This is a genomic window from Thalassotalea sp. PLHSN55 (genome assembly GCF_052030545.1).
Lineage (GTDB): Bacteria > Pseudomonadota > Gammaproteobacteria > Enterobacterales > Alteromonadaceae > CANMXU01.
This window is the reverse complement of sequence record NZ_JBPDIH010000002.1, coordinates 446,035-463,492: the sequence shown is the minus strand read 5'-3', so window position 1 is coordinate 463,492 and position 17,458 is coordinate 446,035. Positions and strand designations below refer to the sequence as shown.

At 39.3% G+C, this 17,458-nt stretch carries 15 protein-coding genes; 5 read left to right on the top strand and 10 right to left on the bottom strand.

The window, feature by feature from the left end; genetic code table 11:
- Window positions 1-24 precede the first annotated feature (24 nt).
- The 3 genes from focA to ACRRSQ_RS05170 all read right to left on the bottom strand — a co-directional run bounded on the left by focA (window position 25) and on the right by ACRRSQ_RS05170 (window position 3,261).
- Window positions 25-882: a formate transporter FocA gene (focA, locus tag ACRRSQ_RS05180; RefSeq protein WP_440874641.1), complete on the bottom strand. Its 858-nt coding sequence runs from the start codon at window positions 880-882 to the stop codon at window positions 25-27.
- Window positions 883-1,185: 303 nt separating this feature from the next.
- Window positions 1,186-2,028 carry an S-formylglutathione hydrolase gene (fghA, locus tag ACRRSQ_RS05175; protein ID WP_440874640.1) on the bottom strand — a complete coding sequence of 281 codons (843 nt, stop codon included), beginning with the start codon at window positions 2,026-2,028 and terminating at the stop codon, window positions 1,186-1,188.
- A 102-nt stretch (window positions 2,029-2,130) separates the two neighbouring features.
- Window positions 2,131-3,261, bottom strand: coding sequence for an S-(hydroxymethyl)glutathione dehydrogenase/class III alcohol dehydrogenase (locus tag ACRRSQ_RS05170; RefSeq protein WP_440874639.1), 1,131 nt, complete (start codon window positions 3,259-3,261; stop codon window positions 2,131-2,133).
- Window positions 3,262-3,403: 142 nt separating this feature from the next.
- Here ACRRSQ_RS05170 and ACRRSQ_RS05165 point away from each other — a divergent pair, with 142 nt between their 5' ends.
- Window positions 3,404-4,279, top strand: coding sequence for a LysR family transcriptional regulator (locus ACRRSQ_RS05165; protein ID WP_440874638.1), 876 nt, complete (start codon window positions 3,404-3,406; stop codon window positions 4,277-4,279).
- A gap of 154 nt (window positions 4,280-4,433) precedes the next feature.
- Complete coding sequence (locus tag ACRRSQ_RS05160) at window positions 4,434-5,318, top strand: bile acid:sodium symporter family protein (RefSeq protein WP_440874637.1); 885 nt, start codon at window positions 4,434-4,436, stop codon at window positions 5,316-5,318.
- Window positions 5,319-5,396: 78 nt separating this feature from the next.
- On the opposite strand, the gene ACRRSQ_RS05155 is transcribed toward ACRRSQ_RS05160, so the two are convergent.
- Both ACRRSQ_RS05155 and ACRRSQ_RS05150 read right to left on the bottom strand, forming a co-directional pair.
- A complete protein-coding gene (locus tag ACRRSQ_RS05155) occupies window positions 5,397-5,840 on the bottom strand; it encodes a hypothetical protein (RefSeq protein ID WP_440874636.1) in 444 nt (147 codons plus the stop codon).
- A gap of 175 nt (window positions 5,841-6,015) precedes the next feature.
- Entirely contained in the window at window positions 6,016-6,669 is a 654-nt protein-coding gene (locus ACRRSQ_RS05150) for a GyrI-like domain-containing protein (RefSeq protein WP_440874635.1), read from the bottom strand.
- Window positions 6,670-6,976: 307 nt separating this feature from the next.
- Here ACRRSQ_RS05150 and ACRRSQ_RS05145 point away from each other — a divergent pair, with 307 nt between their 5' ends.
- Window positions 6,977-7,216, top strand: coding sequence for a hypothetical protein (locus ACRRSQ_RS05145; protein WP_440874634.1), 240 nt, complete (start codon window positions 6,977-6,979; stop codon window positions 7,214-7,216).
- A 572-nt stretch (window positions 7,217-7,788) separates the two neighbouring features.
- Here ACRRSQ_RS05145 and ACRRSQ_RS05140 read toward each other — a convergent pair.
- The 3 genes from ACRRSQ_RS05140 to ACRRSQ_RS05130 all read right to left on the bottom strand — a co-directional run bounded on the left by ACRRSQ_RS05140 (window position 7,789) and on the right by ACRRSQ_RS05130 (window position 11,378).
- Window positions 7,789-9,201 carry a BNR-4 repeat-containing protein gene (locus ACRRSQ_RS05140; RefSeq protein ID WP_440874633.1) on the bottom strand — a complete coding sequence of 471 codons (1,413 nt, stop codon included), beginning with the start codon at window positions 9,199-9,201 and terminating at the stop codon, window positions 7,789-7,791.
- A gap of 61 nt (window positions 9,202-9,262) precedes the next feature.
- On the bottom strand, window positions 9,263-10,093 hold the full coding sequence (gene kduI / locus ACRRSQ_RS05135) for a 5-dehydro-4-deoxy-D-glucuronate isomerase (RefSeq protein WP_440874632.1): 831 nt from the start codon (window positions 10,091-10,093) through the stop codon (window positions 9,263-9,265).
- A gap of 70 nt (window positions 10,094-10,163) precedes the next feature.
- Window positions 10,164-11,378 (bottom strand): glycoside hydrolase family 88/105 protein, encoded by a 1,215-nt coding sequence (locus tag ACRRSQ_RS05130; RefSeq protein WP_440874631.1) that lies wholly within the window; start codon window positions 11,376-11,378, stop codon window positions 10,164-10,166.
- Between the two features lie 123 nt (window positions 11,379-11,501).
- On the opposite strand from ACRRSQ_RS05130, the gene ACRRSQ_RS05125 reads away from it, so the two are divergent.
- Entirely contained in the window at window positions 11,502-12,668 is a 1,167-nt protein-coding gene (locus ACRRSQ_RS05125; RefSeq protein ID WP_440874630.1) for an AraC family transcriptional regulator, read from the top strand.
- A 40-nt stretch (window positions 12,669-12,708) separates the two neighbouring features.
- Here ACRRSQ_RS05125 and ACRRSQ_RS05120 read toward each other — a convergent pair whose 3' ends face one another.
- A complete protein-coding gene (locus ACRRSQ_RS05120) occupies window positions 12,709-14,082 on the bottom strand; it encodes an amidohydrolase family protein (RefSeq protein ID WP_440874629.1) in 1,374 nt (457 codons plus the stop codon).
- A gap of 90 nt (window positions 14,083-14,172) precedes the next feature.
- A complete protein-coding gene (locus ACRRSQ_RS05115; RefSeq protein ID WP_440874628.1) occupies window positions 14,173-15,246 on the bottom strand; it encodes a helix-turn-helix domain-containing protein in 1,074 nt (357 codons plus the stop codon).
- A gap of 537 nt (window positions 15,247-15,783) precedes the next feature.
- Here ACRRSQ_RS05115 and ACRRSQ_RS05110 point away from each other — a divergent pair.
- The gene (locus ACRRSQ_RS05110) at window positions 15,784-17,100 is read left to right on the top strand and encodes a tyrosine-type recombinase/integrase (RefSeq protein WP_440874627.1); all 1,317 of its coding nucleotides are present in this window, start codon (window positions 15,784-15,786) and stop codon (window positions 17,098-17,100) included.
- Window positions 17,101-17,458 lie beyond the last annotated feature (358 nt).

Sequence of the window (17,458 nt, the reverse complement as noted above, 5' to 3'; positions counted from 1 at the left end):
TAAAAATTCTGTTTTGCAGCCCAATCAGTGACAAGTGTCATTGTTTTTAAGGTGAATAAACCAATAGGTTAATCCTACTAGTATTGCACCGCCAATGATGTTGCCAATGGTGACTGGTAATAAATTATTTGTGAAAAAGTTTGACCAAGTGAGCTGATAAAAGTCGTTGGCATTAGCGCCTGTCGCTTGCCAAAATTCAACTGGGGCATTGTTTTTTATAACAATTGCCAATGGGATCAAAAACATGTTTGCAATGCAGTGTTCAAAGCCTGAGGCGACAAACATGCTCACAGGTAAAATAATCACTAATACTTTGTCGGTTGCTGATTGCGCGCTGTAGGTCATCCACACCGCTAAACACACTAATAAGTTACACATAATGCCAAGCGCTACCGCTTGCATAAAATCGTATTGTAGTTTGGCTTTTGCGACATATAAGTAGTTCAAACCCACTTCGCCATTTGCTTGAAAATAGTGTTTAGCGGTCAGCATTAAACTGACTAATATTAACGCGCCAACAAAGTTGCCCAAATAGACAACCGTCCAGTTGGTGAGCATTTGGCGCATATTAATGCTGTTGTTTGCTTTGGCGACGATTGAAAGAATACTGCTGGTAAAAAGCTCTCCGCCACATACCGCTACTAAAATAAGCCCAATTGAAAACACTAAGCCGCCAATCAGTTTTACCATGCCATAGGGCAGAGTTTGCGCGCCAGTTGTTACAACAATATAAAATATAAAAGCAATTCCAATAAAAACACCTGCGGTGATCGCTAAACAAAAAGTTGAAATTAGGCTGCGTGAAATACGTGCTTGACCAAACTGCAGCGCTTTTTCAGCCATTTTTAACGGAGAAAGTTCAACCTGACTTGTTATCGACATTGCTTGTTTCCTAACAAAATATAAACCTACAATCTATAAGGACATTATAAATTTTTGCAATGAAAATGAGTAGCCAAGTTACGAATCTAAACACTTTAAAAGCTGATCGAAATCAACATTTTATCGGTGTTTGTGCGAGTAAAACTTTCACCTTGTATTACAGTTTTTTTAGCGGTAATAATTGCGCAATTGTTGAAGGTTTTTTATGCGGTTATTGTGCTGTAGACGTGATGTTTAGATAAGAAAACAAGCTTATGTGCTCGCTTCTTGAGCACATAAACTTGTTGATGGAAAACACAAAAGTTAGCGTTGGCTTAAATGGGCATGATGAAAACGAAGCTGCTGTTCAATAAAGCTCGAGATAAAGTAATAACTGTGATCGTAACCTTGGTGTAGGTTTAGCTCGAGTGGGTAATTATTGCCTTTTGCTGCCGACTCTAATGTTTCCGGCTTTAATTGTTCCGTTAAAAAGTTATCTGCCAACCCTTGATCAACTCGCATTGGAATTTTATCAACGGCATTTTTTATCAGTTCAGCTGCATCGTGTGCTTGCCATAACGATTGGTCGTCGCCTAAATAAGCGCTAAATGCTTTTTGACCCCAAGGGCAATTGCTTGGATTGCTGATCGGGCTAAAGGCTGATACTGCACAATAACGTTTTGGGTTACGCAACGCGATAGTTAACGCGCCATGTCCGCCCATTGAATGACCGGCAATTGAACGTACATTCGAGACAGGAAAGGTTGACTCGACAAGTTGTGGTAATTCATCAACAATGTAGCTATACATTTGATAATGCGTATTCCAAGGTGCTTGCGTGGCATTTACATAAAAGCCTGCGCCTTGGCCTAAGTCATAATTTTCATCATCAGCGACACCTTCACCACGCGGGCTAGTATCGGGGGCAACAATGGCAATACCAAGCTCGGCAGCAATATGTTGCGCATGCGCTTTTTGCATGAAATTTTCATCGGTACAGGTTAAGCCCGATAACCAGTAAAGCACTGGTACTTTGTGGTTGTTACTTGCTTGCGGCGGCAAATAAATAGCAAATCGCATGGTGCAATTAAGCGAGCTGGCAAAATGGCTGTATTGTTTATGCCAACCGCCAAAGCTTTTGTTGGTGGCTAAATTTTCAATGGTCATCGTTAACCCTTTATCTTTTTATATCGCTATATCGTTATGTCTATCGTAATTAAAGCCAGTCGCGCCCAGTTAATGCTGAACTGGCGCGACGTTTGGTGCTGCTTATTTATCGAAATGAATTACCGAGCGAATGCTTTTGCCTTGATGCATTAAATCAAAGGATTCATTTATTTGCTCTAACGCCATGGTATGAGTAATGAAATCACTGAGTTTAAATTCGCCCTGCAGGTAACGCTCTACGTAATCAGGTAATTCAGAGCGACCTTTAACGCCGCCAAATGCAGTGCCACGCCATACTCGGCCTGTTACTAGTTGAAATGGTCTTGTTGATATTTCTTGACCAGCGCCAGCGACACCAATAATGACTGATTCGCCCCAGCCTTTATGACAACACTCTAGCGCCGAGCGCATTAAATCAACATTGCCAATACATTCAAAAGAATAGTCAACGCCGCCATCGGTTAATTCAACAATAACGTCTTGAATAGGTTTATCGTAATCTTTTGGATTGATAACGTCGGTCGCGCCGAGTTTTTTGGCTAAATCAAATTTACTTTCGTTAATATCAATCGCGATAATACGGCTAGCTTTCGCCATAGTTGCGCCAATAACGGCTGACAAGCCAATGCCACCTAAACCAAAAATGGCGACAGTGGCACCTTCTTCAACTTTCGCGGTATTCATTACTGCGCCCATGCCGGTCGTTACGCCACAACCAAGCAAACACACTTCTTCTAATGGCGCTTCTTTATTAACTTTTGCCAATGAAATTTCAGGTAATACTGTGTATTCAGAAAACGTTGAACAGCCCATGTAATGGTAAATAGGCTCGCCGTCTTTATAAAAGCGTGTTGTGCCGTCGGGCATTAAACCTTTGCCTTGGGTTTCACGGATTTTTTGACATAAATTGGTTTTGCCAGATAAGCAAAACTTACACTCGCCACATTCAGGTGTGTATAACGGAATAACATGATCGCCAACCTGAACACTTGTGACCCCTTCACCCACTTGTTCAACAATGCCGCCACCTTCATGGCCTAAAATTGCCGGAAAAATACCTTCAGGATCTTCACCTGATAAAGTAAATGCGTCGGTATGACAAACACCCGAAGCGATTATTTTGACCAGTACTTCACCTTTTTTAGGTAGCATTACATCAACTTCTTCCACCGATAGTGGTTGATTGGGTCCCCAGGCGATTGCGGCTTTTGATTTGATAAATTGCTCAGACATAGGTTTTCTCACTTGTTATACGTATATGGTCGGGAAACGGGCTTATGATTATGCAGTATAGACCCTGATGAAGTTATTATATTGCAAATAAAAATAATGATAATATGCTATTTTTACAATTTACTTTTACTGTGTGGTAATAATGTTTGATTGGCAAGGCATTACAGAGTTTGTTTATGTGGCTGAGACGGAAAGTTTTACCAAAGCATCAGCAAAGTTAGCAATTTCAACCGCGCAGGTTAGTCGCCAAGTGAGCCAATTAGAGCGTCGGCTCAATACCAAATTACTTTATCGCACCACGCGGAAAGTGTCGCTGACCGAAGAAGGGCAAATATTTTATCAACATTGCCGTAGTGTGTTAGACGGCTTAACTGCGGCTGAGCAGTCGATTAGCCAACGAGGTCAAAAACCACAAGGCAAAATAAAACTTACTGCGCCGGTAACTTACGGTGAGCAGCATATTTTGCCTTTGGTGAATAACTTCATTAAGCAATATCCTGAAGTTACGGTAGTTGCTCAGCTTAGTAATCAACAACTGGATCTTGTCGATCAAGGCTTTGATCTTGCCATACGGCTCGGCAAATTACGCGACTCCAGCCTGATGGCAAAAAAACTCGCAAGTCGAACAAGTTTTACCTGTGCTTCACCTCAATATATTGTCGAGCACGGCATGCCACATACTTTGTCAGAGCTTGAACAACATAATTGTTTATTAGGCACGCTCGATTACTGGCGCTTTAAAGAAGCGGGCAAAGGGAGGAATATTCGCGTATCAGGTTGTATTCGCTACAACAATGGTAAAGCTTTGGTAGACGCTGCGCTTAAAGGCTTAGGCATAGTGCAACTGCCTGATTATTATGTGCAGCAATATCTTAAAGACGGCACCTTGGTATCTATGCTTGAACAGTATGCTGAAACGGAGGAGGGTATTTGGGCGGTATATCCTCACAACAGAAACTTATCACCTAAAGTAAGAGTATTGGTTGATTATTTACAGCAGCACTTAAATCGCACTTAAACATTAATTAATGCCATGTCTTGAAAGAAAAGTGCCTAAGGGTTAAATTGATTTTTTGTACAATTAATTTGATGTTTTTTAATTGTTTGCTTGTCACAACACTGACGAGCCGATTATATTGGTTTTATCTTCTTAAAATAAAAATAAAACAATTATGCAAGCTGGTTTTCTGATCAACATTATTCTTCCTGCCTCACTTTTTATCATTATGCTTGGCATGGGCTTAGCGCTTAGGTTAAGAGATTTTTCTTTAATAATTACACGGCCGAAAGCAGTGGCTTTAGGTGTGTTTGCACAAATGGTGATGTTGCCATTGCTCGCTTATGCTGTGGTGTTGTTATTTGATTTACAAGGCGCATTAGCGGTTGGTTTGATGATTTTGTCTTTATGCCCAGGAGGCATGGTTTCAAATTTATATACATTTCTAGCCCGTGGCGATATTGCGTTATCGGTAACGCTAACCTCTGTGGTGAGTATTATTGCGCCATTTTCAGTACCGGTGCTGATTGTATTTTTTATGCAACTACTGATGGGAGAAGGGCAACAAGTTGAATTACCTGTGCTGAGAACCATATTGCAATTGGTGGTCATTACTTTAATTCCCATCACTATCGGCATGGTAATAAATGCTTATAAAAGGCAATTTGCCCAACGTGCTGAAAAATACGTTAAGCGTTTTTCGATGGTATTTTTATTCTTGATTGTGACCAGCATAGTCATCAAAAATATTGAACAGATGGCAGGGTATTTCATGCAAGCGGGTGTTGCCGCACTTACTCTTAATCTGGTCTGTATGATTTTGGGTTACAGCTTGGCAAAGCTGGCAAAATTAAACGAAGCGCAAAGTAAAACGATTTCGTTAGAAGTAGGGCTGCAAAATGGCGCAACCGCGATAGTGGTGGCATTGAGCATATTAAATAATACCGAAATGGCGATAGCGCCAACGTGCTATTCGTTACTTATGTTTATAACGGGCGCTTTGTTTGTTTGGTTGCTCAACTATAAAGAGCGGAAATCTAGTGAATTAGTAAAGCAATAGACATTAACTTGAACATTAGCCGGCAGCTAGTGTTCAAGTTATTCAAATAAGTTATGCATTAATAAAAGAGACTAACTGTTAAGCCTGAATATGAAAGCGTGACGGTTCACTTGGCGTTATCGCATCAGAAAATCTGTCTTTAGCCTCAGAAACATTGCTTAAGGTTTCAATCGTGTTGGTTTTCTTTTGCTGCTGCGCTAGCTCATATACATTGACGGTTGGTGAACTTTCATTGGTGTCAGTTGATTGCGCGATATATTGGTCAACAAGATCTTGTTGATGCTGCGCATGGTTTACATCAACCACTAAGCTGCGAATGGCTTCTTGGTTAGCTTGCTCGGTTTGTTGTTTATTTGCGACGCCATCAGCTGCGTAATCAACTGCTTTGTTAACGTTTTCTGGCGTGGCGACAATAGAAGGATCTGTTTGACCCGGCACAACATTTTTTTCAGCAGCCTCACCAGCAGATTGGATGACTCTGGTCGAAAGCGGTACAGAATTTGTGTTCACTGGGTTGATCATAACATTCTCCTATAGCTCAAATTATAGTTCAATAGCGCAAATTATAGTTCAAATAATCGCCAAATGTAACTTGTTGTACATATTGTTACATTGGCGTGTTGCCTTGATTTTCTGCATTGCCTTGCTGTCTTGACGAGTCGCTGTGCTTTATTATTTTTTACCCGTAGTTACGTGCTTAGGTTGTTGTTTTTGCCTGAAATCTTAATACTGTTTTTAGTTTCTCTTGTGCTACTTTTCGAGGATCAGACAAGTAAATTTCTCTATGCGTTTTAGCAATTCGGATCAAACCTTCAGCTTTTGCAAACGCTTCCATTAATGCAAAGCTTTCCGGTTCATTATCGAAAGAGCCGAGGTGCAAAATTTGCACACATAAGCCTTCAGATATCACTTCAAAATTAACCTTATCTAATAGTGGATTTTTCTTTTTTGCTTTTGCCAACTCGAGCATTTGTTGGTAAAAATTTTCATCAATAAAATCAGGCTGCCGAATCATAAGTTTATAGACTAAATCGGCTTTATTGATGCTGCCGTTGAAATGACGTTTTGCCGTTTCATTAATATCCCAAACACCTTCTAATGGATAAACGGTAAAGTCAAAATAGCCGACGGGTTTTACTGGCATTTTTTTCGGCACCATTTTTATTGTATATGCCAATGAGTATAAAGCTTCGATATGCTGGGTGAATTTAGGCTCAGCGGGGCTGCCTTCACCTGAAATAGTAATGAATTTACAGGGGGGAACCGTAACCATTTCAGGTTTGTTTTTTGGCAAATATAGCGCTTTTTCTCGCTTACGCCATTCGTATTTAACTTGCATCGTTTTCGTCATTGTGTTGTTTTTTTTGTTTAATTTGGGCATCTAATGTCTTTTAACTTTCGATTGCGACTTGTTTCACACCGATATAAAAAGAAATAAGTGAATAATGTTAACACTAGCATAAGCTTTCTTTATCAACTCCAATATATTGATCGATTTAAAGTAGAGTCGGTGAAAATTGAAACGTTAGTGTATTTTTTCGTAATACCATTTACTTGTTAAATATTTAATTTTATTTGTTTAAATATTGACCTTTATGTTGACGTGGTGTTTAAGTATAAAAATATTGGATTGTATGTAAAATTAATATGGGGTTTTCATGCTGATTAGAGCTTTATTATTAGTGGGCATTATTTTTACCTCACTTGGAACCAAGGCTTCTATTTCAATAGATATGCCTTCAGAAAGTTTGTCTAATAACTTTTCTATTAGTTGGAATAACCAACCTTTACAAACAGGACTTTTTATAAAGCTCTACGAGTCAAAAAGTGGTGGTCCTGACAAATTATTAATGCCAGTTGAAAGTGTTATGACACTTGGTTTAAGCAGAGAAATATGAGTATACAGCTATCGTGTACATGGGTGTTACTATAAAACCGTGGCCAATTTAACTTGACCACTACACAGTTAGTAAAATTCGGTTTGTATGAAGGTAATGCCTTCAAGTTATACCTAAATCATTTCAACTATTTTAGGTAAAGCCTTACTTAAATATTAACGATGATAGTGTGAGTTTGATGGGAAAAACCTTAATCCTCTTCAATAGGTTGAGTTCAATGGAATATCGCTTTGTATCGCCTTCACTCTATTAAAGTTTCTGATGCACACAAGGGCAATACCACTGGCAAGTTAAAGTCAGATAACCTGCTTAAAAAGCCTAAGGCAAGTTACTAGCTGAAAATGAGATTGTAAGTATTACATCAAACCAAACAAGCGTGGTAAAAATTCGCTAATTTCTGGAATATAGGTGACCAGTATTAACGCAATTATCATCGCGACATAGAGCGGCAATATCGGCCACCATTAGATGCAGTGGGAATGGTGTTATTTGAGACTATCATGGCACAAGCGCCAATACCCAATACCCAATACCCAATAGCATTAAACAAGAAAGTATCAATCTAACCTTTCTCATAACGATGAATCCAGCATCGAAATAGGCTTAGGGTTTATTGCTAGCATTAATTGTGTATCAATTTCGATATAAGAGACATATTTACCGCGCATCCAAGTAAGGTACATATTGTCGTTCTCTTTATTAACAGGGATCACTGGGCGCAAATTATCTTCACTGGAGTTTTGCGTTAGTGCAGCCCAAGTAAATGACTTGCCATTATCGGTTGATGTGCCTTTAAATAGCTCCCAATGACGTTTACCATCGGCTTTGCTTATTAGTGGTTCACCTGTTGTTGGATCCGCATTGGTAGAAATGACCATTTCATTTGCGTTTTGTGGGTTTAATGCTGCCAAGCCCGTGTAGTCTTGTTCTTTGTTGTATAAGCGCGACCCCGCATAAGCGATTTCATTGACTTGCCATTTTGCTTTTTGTCCTAGTTGCCACCAGCTAGGTTCAACCCATTTGGCAAGATAGTAACGCATGTCATCGCCATGCATTTCGCCTTGCCAGCGGTTTTTGGTGCTGTCATTCATTTGCACCGAAAATACTGTAAATGGATGGCCATTTTCATCGATATGTAAATCGGTTGTCCATGCTACGTTGTCTTTACCGCCTTGATAAACTTTAGTGAGCGCGGTTGGCTCAAATGGTCCGTCGTTTATATGTTGAATAAAAGTACCGTCTGTTTTGAATACGTCACCGTTTTTGATATAGCCATGATAAATACTATTGTCGAATACACGAGGGTGTTGTTCGGTGGTGACAAAGTGAATTTTGTCTTTGTCATTTGAAATATATTTTACATACGGACGACCTTTATTAGTGATGAAGTGCGTACCTTTGGACCACGTTTTACCGTTGTCATCTGAAGTATCAAATGTCGGGTTAAAGTTAATGCCACGGTAGAAATTATAAATACGACCTTTGCCGTTATTTTCGTTACTTAATCGCATTAAGTTGGCGTAAGTAACCTTGTCTTTTCGCTTAAGCGCGACTTCATTTTGCCAGTTGTTCGGCTGATTAGGACTTGATGTTATGCGATAACGTACCATTCGATCAGTATTATGTTTTGAATATACCGCTAGCACGTTGTTATCGGGCAGGGCAAGTAAAGCAGGAACGTTGTGATCGTCGTCTTCTAAGCCATCGTGCATTTGGCTTATTGTTGGCGCTGATTGTCCTGATAAGTGATAACTTCCAACTTCGATATTCCCACTGCGATTTTTGCCATCAGTGCCCAAAATACTTGCAACAGAAGCAAAAAATAGTTTGCCATTGTGAACAATAACGCGCTCGTCTTGATACCAACACCAACCGGCATTGTTATTTAATACTATCGGCTTTGCTACGCTCAAAAGTGGCGTCAACAACCCAATTACGAAGGCTAATACGCGTGTCGATGAAAATTGTTTAACTGCTTTTTTCATGGCTTAAACCTGTATAAAAATGTGAAATTTCAACTTAGCTGTTCAGATGGTGAATATTTCATTATCGAAGCGAGGTTTTTTCGATGTGGTCCATGTCGTCGAAACGCTGGTTTTCACCGCCCATCCCCCAACAAAAGCTATATGCTTGTGTGCCACAGCCAGAATGAATCGACCACATTGGCGATACAACAGCTTGCTGATTGTGTACTGCAATATGTCGCGTTTCGTCTTGTGGCCCCATAAAGTGAAACACTACGTTTTCAGGGGCAATATCAAAATACATATAGACTTCGGTGCGTCGTTCGTGCGTATGTGCTGGCATGGTATTCCAAACACTGCCAGATTTTAATTTTGTATAACCCATAACTAATTGGCAGCTTTGAATGCCATTAGGGTGAATGTACTGAAAAATAGTGCGTTGATTAGCATCTTCTTGTGCCCCTAATTCTATGGGGGTAGCGTCTTGCTGCGACGCATGCGTTGTGGGGTAACTCGCATGAGCAGGGTAGCTTAGTAAATAATACTTAGCTGGCGTTGTTTTACAGGTACTGCTAAAGCGAATGTTTTTTGCACCACGACCTATGTATAAGCAGTCTAATTTCGCCATTGAGTAGTCAGAACCATCTACGGAAATTACACCTGCGCCGCCAATATTAAGCACACCAAGTTCGCGTCGTTGACAAAAATATTCAGCGGCTAATTTTGCGCCAGCTTCTAGCGTAAGGTCTTTATTCGTTGGTACAGCCGAACCTAGTATGCCTCGCTCTACCTCACAATAAGTTAGCGCAATTTCACCACTTTTAAACAAGGTGTCTATTAAAAATGTATCACGCACTTGCTGTGTGCTCATGTGGCGATATTCGTTTTTTCCTATAGTGTATTTTACGTTCATTATTTTAATTCATCTTTGTTAGCAGGTGCTGTCGGCATTTTGTTGAATGCCGATAGCGTATTTTTTGTCATTATTTTGCGTATTCTTGCGCTAAGGCTTTGTTGCTTATCGCTATGGCGTAGTCGAGCTTTTCAGAGCGAGCAATACTAATGGGGAGTGGTCCTTTGAGTAATTTGTATAATTCACTGCCTGCGGCAAGGAAGGCGCCTGTGCCATAAACTTCCGTTTTATCTGCCCAAGCATCGCCAGGTGCTGCGCCAATCGGTTGCACATAGCCAAGCATTCCTTCGTCAGTAATATGCGTGGTTAAGGCATGCCAAGCTCGGGTAATACTTGGTAAGTATTCATTTTTATCCAGCAGCCCATTGTTGACACCCCAAGCCATACCGTAGGTGAAAAAAGAAGTGCCACTTGTTTCAGGTGTTGGGTAGTTTTTAGCATTCAAAAGGCTCATTGACCAATGCCCTTTCGGTGTTTGAATTCGTTTTAAGGTTGCTGACATTTGGACAAAAAGAGCTTGGTAGTATGCGTATTGTGTTGAGCCCGGTTTAAGTTCATCCATTATTAAGGTTAAACCTGCGTAGACCCAACCATTGCCTCGAGACCAAAAAATTTTTTCATCATCAACCTTTTTCCCTATGTAGCTGTTGTCGCGATAGAAAAGTGCTTCGTTTTGATCATAAAGATGTTCGGTTGTCGCTTTAAACTCTTCAAACATCCAATTGTTGTATTTTTGATCGCCAGTGATGTTCGACATTTTTGCCCAAACAGGTGGACCCATAAATAATGCATCGCACCATGTCCAACGCTCTAGATGTTTGTAATTATCTAACGTAATAGGTTGTTTGCTTGGGTTAGCCATAATGTAATCTAGCCGTTGTTTAGTTTTCGTTAACATACTGGCATCGTTGTAGCGTCGATATAACTCAAGATGAAGTTGACCAATAACATGATCATCGGCCATATATTTCCGCCAGTGCATATCCCATTCACTACGTGTTGCAATTGCTTTTAACCAATTTTGATAACGAGGATCTCCCGCAATTTCGCTCCATTTCAACATACCTACGTACAGTGCTCCGTTAGTCCAGTCTCGAATATGATGAGGCTTTTCTCGACCACTGTAGGTGCCACGAAAGTTTGCTATTTGCCAATCTGCTACGCGCTGCAGATCTTTGGCGATAGCGTTAGTTGAAGGCGGGGTTGGTGATGTTGAAGCACATGCCGTTAAACCAAATGACAATGCCATCAAAGTTGTTGCAACTACTTTTCTTATCGTTTTCATATTTAAAATTTATTTATTGTATTTAAATTTATTGATTGAGTATAACAATGAAATTTGGCAGACTTCAATTGCAATAAATGATATTAAAATTACAAAATATGGAAATTGACAGAGGGGTTACGCATGTCCATAAAGTCAGAACTGATACATGAACGAAGTGATAGCCCGCGCGTACTACTAGCGTTATCGCGATACGATCACCGAACACATCGCGGTGTGGCGAACTTTGCCGCTAAACATAATTGGCACTTAAATTGTGAAATGGCAATTACTGGTAATATTCCACATGGTTGGCAAGGCGATGGCATAGTTAGCCTGTTAACTCATGATAATTCAGTGGTCGACTTTGTTTTAGAAACTGGCGTGCCCTTTGTTGATTTATCAATACTAAGGGAAGATATAATGGCGCCGCGAGTTACGGCTGATAATCATATGATAGGTAAAACAGCGGCCCATTATTATTTAGCAAAAGGCTATAAACACTTTGCCTTTTTTTCAACCACCGATGACAAAGTGGCTAGTGAACGAAAAGTAGGTTTTTTTAGCGCCATTGAAAGTAAAGCATTATCGATAAGTGACTGGACTATGCGAAATACTCAAGGGAGTTGGGCAGATAAATCGATGAAGCTAGTACAACATCTAAAAAATACGAGTACACCAACGGCAATAATGGCAACACGCGATCTTGATGCGAGTATCGTACTTGAAGCCTGCATTAACAATAATATTCAAGTACCTGAACAGGTGGCAATTTTAGGTGTGGATAATAATGATTTGATCGCCAATTCTTTACAGGTACCGCTGTCGAGTATTAACCATAATGTAGAACGGTTGGGTTACGAGGGGGCTAAATTGCTTCAGCGTATACTTACAGGTGAATCAATCCAGTCGAGTAATCAAAAAATTGTACCTTCTGGTGTAACTTCAAGAAGGAGTACCGACAATTTAGCCGTGAACGATGCTGTCGTTAGAGTTGCACTAAGTGAAATGCTTAACAACCTGTCTAACCGCTATTATTGTGTAGAAAGCGCCTCTGATACTTGTGGTATTACGCGACGTACTTTAGATGCTAAATTTAGACAAGAATTTGGTCACACTGCACATACTGAGTTGCTAAATATACGGATGAGGTTTGCAAAAAATGAGCTAATAAAGTCAGTTATACCCTTGTATGAAATAGCTTCATTGTGTGGCTTTAATAGTGCTCAGTATTTTAACCATTTCTTCAAACGGCAATTTGGAATGACGCCACTCGCATTTCGCAAGCAGCACCTAAGCTTTGATGGTTAGTTTTAGAGCTTTAAGCGAACAGCCACTATGCTTTTTATTTTTATAACCCTTGAAATAAAACACTGATTTCTTGCCAAACGCTGCGCTGGTTAATGGCTTGTTGTCGCATTTTTATGAGCATTTCTTGAGAGTACCAACGACCGTTTTTCACCACCGCATCAGGTGTTTTTAGTACAGTTAAATTTTCAATCGGATTGGCTGTTGAAAAAATAAAGTCGGCTTGATAATACTGCGCTATTTTACCTAGCTGTTGATCGAGCTTTAGCGCTTTAGCCGGGTTGATGGTGGCGGCAGCGAGTACTTCATATGGGCTAAGGCCAGCTTTTGCTAATAGCTGCATTTCATTGTGTGTCGCGATACCATGAGGAGAAAGTAATACTCCTGAGTCTGAACCAACCAATAAGTCGATGTTATTTTCGTGCAAGCGCTTGGTAATTAGCAGTAAAAAGTTAAATACTTTTTGGTTGTAAGCAGCCATGTCATCAGATGCTTCTAACCAACGTTTTACCTGATTATGATTGGCTTCAAAGGCGATAATATCAGAAGTATATTCTGGGGATGTTGTTGCCAAAAACTCGTCTTTGTACTGACTGATTTGGGTTAATTGCTGATAAATATTTAAGGTTGGCGTGATCGGCACATCAGTTGCTTTTAATGCTGATATTATTTCCCCTAATTGCTCGGGAGCTATTTGATGATTAAGTGGGCCTTGAAAAATATCTTCGACGTGTTCAAACGATTGCATATTGCTAAGCTGTGAAAAAGGCAAATCACCTGATGGGTGCGGACCATGTTTAGCAACCGGAAAACCTAACGTTTGTGCTTGTTCGATAATACCTGAAAGCGCGGCTTGATTAAGGTTGCCATAGGCTTTTATTAAGTCGTAACCTTGTGCTTGATAAGTTTGAACGGCTTTTTTTGCTTGTTCAGCAGTGCTTACATAATGGTGTAATGAGGCGTTTTCATAGCCCGATAGAATAGGGCTACTGACACTTGAACTGCTGCCTATTTGAATACCTGCTTCAATATTGTCGCGCCAAGTCAGCTGCTTTGGCACACCGTTCATGACTCTGACGTGAGTTACGCCATGACTTAGCGTTAACATATAAGCGGCGGGTTCATACATATGCACATGCATATCAATAAGCCCAGGGGTGATATATCCGCCTTTACCGTCAATCACTGTTAGTTTATTTACCTTAATGCTTTTATGGCTATCAGCAATTTTTTCTATTTTGCCGTTGTTAATCAGTATATTTTTTGCCGGTTGAATTTTTTGGTTTTCAACATCAACAATATTGACATTGGTTAATAAAAAACTGTCGTCTACCAAAGGAGGATTTTCAGGGCTGGCACTACAAGCGACAACAAAAGCTAATAAAAGCGGGGTTAGCAATAATAAATAAAGGTTCATGTTCAACTCCATATGTAAAAATAAGAAGTTAATCGCATCGGCTATTTTCGTCGCCCTAAATCATGTTTTTAGTCGGCTATAATCGTGATTTTAGCCTTGTTGATGCGCTTTATACTCACTAGGTGTAATGCCCTTAAGTTGCTTGAACACCTTATTAAATGAGGCTTTAGAGCTAAAGCCAGCATCGATTGAAATATCTAACAAGGATTTTTTCGTATTTTTCTTCAAAGCCTGACACACATACTCAACTCGGTAAGTATTGATGTATTCATTGAATGATTTTTGGGTGGAAAGATTAATCGCACGAGAAATATCACGCGTTTGCATGCCGGTAAAATCGCTAATATCAGTTAGCGTTAAACGTGCTTTTAAAAACCACTGATTTGACGTAATTAAGTCATCAAGTTCATTAAATAGTGATTGGTAACTTGCTTGAAAGCTTGCTTGGTTTTCTTGCTGATTAAGCGGCTTTACTTTTGAGCTATTAGTTGAGTTATCTATTAAATTATCTTTTAAACACGCTCTTGCTTTAGGGATGCGTTGTCTCATTTGAAGTTTGATTATGATCACTATCACCGCAATTAGCCAAACAGCGTTATTAATGCCTTGCCCTAGAACATTGAGATCATAAGAAAGCATATGCTGCATATTTAAGCGAATAAGATCGACTAGGTTAAAAGCCGCGGTAATAATTAACAGCCAAACCAGCCAAGTCAGTGAAAAGTCTTCCGAGTCTGAGCGCTCGTCATCTAAGCTGCGTTTGTATTGCAAAAGCATAAAGGCGGTTAATGCCGCATACGCTAAACGCCACAGCGTGCCAAGGGCGATCACCACTTGAATATGTGACGTTAATAATAAAAACGGGATAACAGGCAATAAATGCAGCCACTGTTTGCTAGCGAGTTTTTTATCAATTAGTAATTTAGCCGATAAATAAGTTAATGGCCCAAAAAGCATGATAAAAACCGGGCTTATCAGGTATATCTCTCGGGTAAGGCCGGTTTCTTCTAAAATATTAATGCTTGCTGCAAGTGCGGTAGTAAAAAGTAACGCCGCAATGCCTTTATATTCAGCAGGTTTATTTAGCCATAATAACAAGCCGCCAAGGATACCGGTTGCAATAATGCCCGCTTGAATTAAGTTAACAAGATTGAGTGATTCCATGAAATGTTTGTGGCGTCCGGCGGTTGGCTAAAGTATTCAATTATTGGCTTAGTGTAGCATGGCTTATTTTTATTCAAACTAGATCTTGAGGTAATTGAAGGCTGTTGACTACTAACTGTTATTTAAATGTGAACTGAATGATTATCGATAAGGGGGGCTGAATGTTTTGGTAATGCTTTCTTGGTGTTACTTTGAGTGTGACTAAAAATAACGGATTATAGAAATATTGTGCGGATACTATCGTAAACGTCTATCAACAAGAGTCATATACAGTAAGGACTTTGCATGTATTTTTGGATTTTTATGGATGTACTTGGAAGAGAAAGTGGTGGCCCCTCAGTGACTTGAACACTGGACCTACCGATTATGAGGCTTATTTGTAACACTTACTTATATTTACTTATTTATCTGTTGGATTACTTGATTTTATAAATTATTCAACGGGTTATTGATTGTGTTTAACCTCTCGTGCATAAATTATTATGTTTATCAGCGCACTAGTTTTTGAGCTGAAAGTAGCACAGAGGTAGCACCATTATGAAAGATAATCACTTCAGATTCACAGAAAAAGCCATTGCTAAGTTAACAGCTCCGAAAAAACGCACACGATTTTATGATGTTCAAATGCCAGGATTAGTATTGGATATTACTCTTTCTGGGCAAAAAGCATTTAGGGTGTATAAAAAGCTGTCAGGCAAAACAACACCACTATCAATAACTTTAGGAAACTTTCCTTCATTATCTATCGAGCAAGCTAGAAAACTAGCTCGAAAGACCATGGCAGATATTGCTGAGGGCATTAATCCTAATGATAGCAAACGACAATTTAGAGCCGCAGGGGTTACACTAAATGAGGTTTATGAAACATATAAACTAAGCAGAGACTTAAAGGACACTACTCTTCGAGGGTATGAGCAAGTTATGCGTTGTTATTTTAAAGGTTGGTTAAATAAGCGCTTGGCAGACCTGACGGAAGATGCAATTTATAAATTACATACAGATCTCACCAGAAGTAGCCCAGCACAAGCAGATTTTGCTATGCGTACGCTTAGGGCACTATTTAATTTTGCTAAATCAGAATATAAGTCATCGGATCGCTATACATTATTTCCACATAACCCCGTCACAATACTGTCAGATAAACGAGCTTGGAATAATGTTGCTCGAAAGCAAACAAGACTAAGACCAACTCAATTTAAACCATTTTTTGAAGCTATTGAGCAAATTAGAATTGAAGCAATGACATACCGAGAAAACTTTACAGTTACTGTTTGTGATTTTGTTGAGTTCATGGCGTTTACAGGCTTAAGAAAGACAGAGCTATTAGAGCTTGAATGGGGTGCTGTTTATTTAAAAGATAATTTGTTTTGGTTAGAACGTACAAAAAACGGCTCTGGTTTAGAGTTACCTTTAACCCCTAAATTAATTGAAATATTAGACAGGCGAGCTCAATATAAAATATCAAAGTTTGTATTTGGTGCTGAAAATAAAAAAGGTAGAGTGATTGAGCCAAAGAAAATTATTCAACGTATTAATAGTGCAGCAGAGCTGGCATTTACCCTACATGATCTTCGCCGAACTTATTGTTCCATAGCTGAAAGTATCGGTGTTGGTGCATACACGATGAAGCGTCTGTTAAACCACAAAACAGCGCGTAATGATGTGACTGCAGGCTATACAGTTTTGACAGCTGAGGAGTTACGAGAACCAGCTATTCGTATATCGAATAAAATTGAAGAATATGCAGGTTTAAGAAAAATTCCTCTTATTCCTAATATTGAGTCCATAAATAATTTAATCGTCAATATGAGTAAGCAGGATAAGATAGAGTTGATTGCACAATTAGTTTCTTAAACTAAAGCCGAATTTATTTCTATTAATGTTTTAATTCTATTTTTCTGTAGTGGTCAAGAAGATCAAATGGATTAAATACAACATCAGAAAATCTCAGTTGGTTAAAAATTTCGGTTCAGAATCAAAACTACAAAAAATAACTGACTTTTGAGGAGAGCCTCTTGGCTACATAATCTGGGCAAATGTTTGTGAAGAGTCAACATTGAAACTCAAAAAATATAGTGAATATCCAAAGTACGATTATGAATTTAGTGAAGGTGATATAACCTTAATTTTAGATATTGTAATAACTAAGCAAAGTACTACAAATAACTGGTTACAAGTGATGGAATTTATGCAATCAAAAAAAACACTGGTT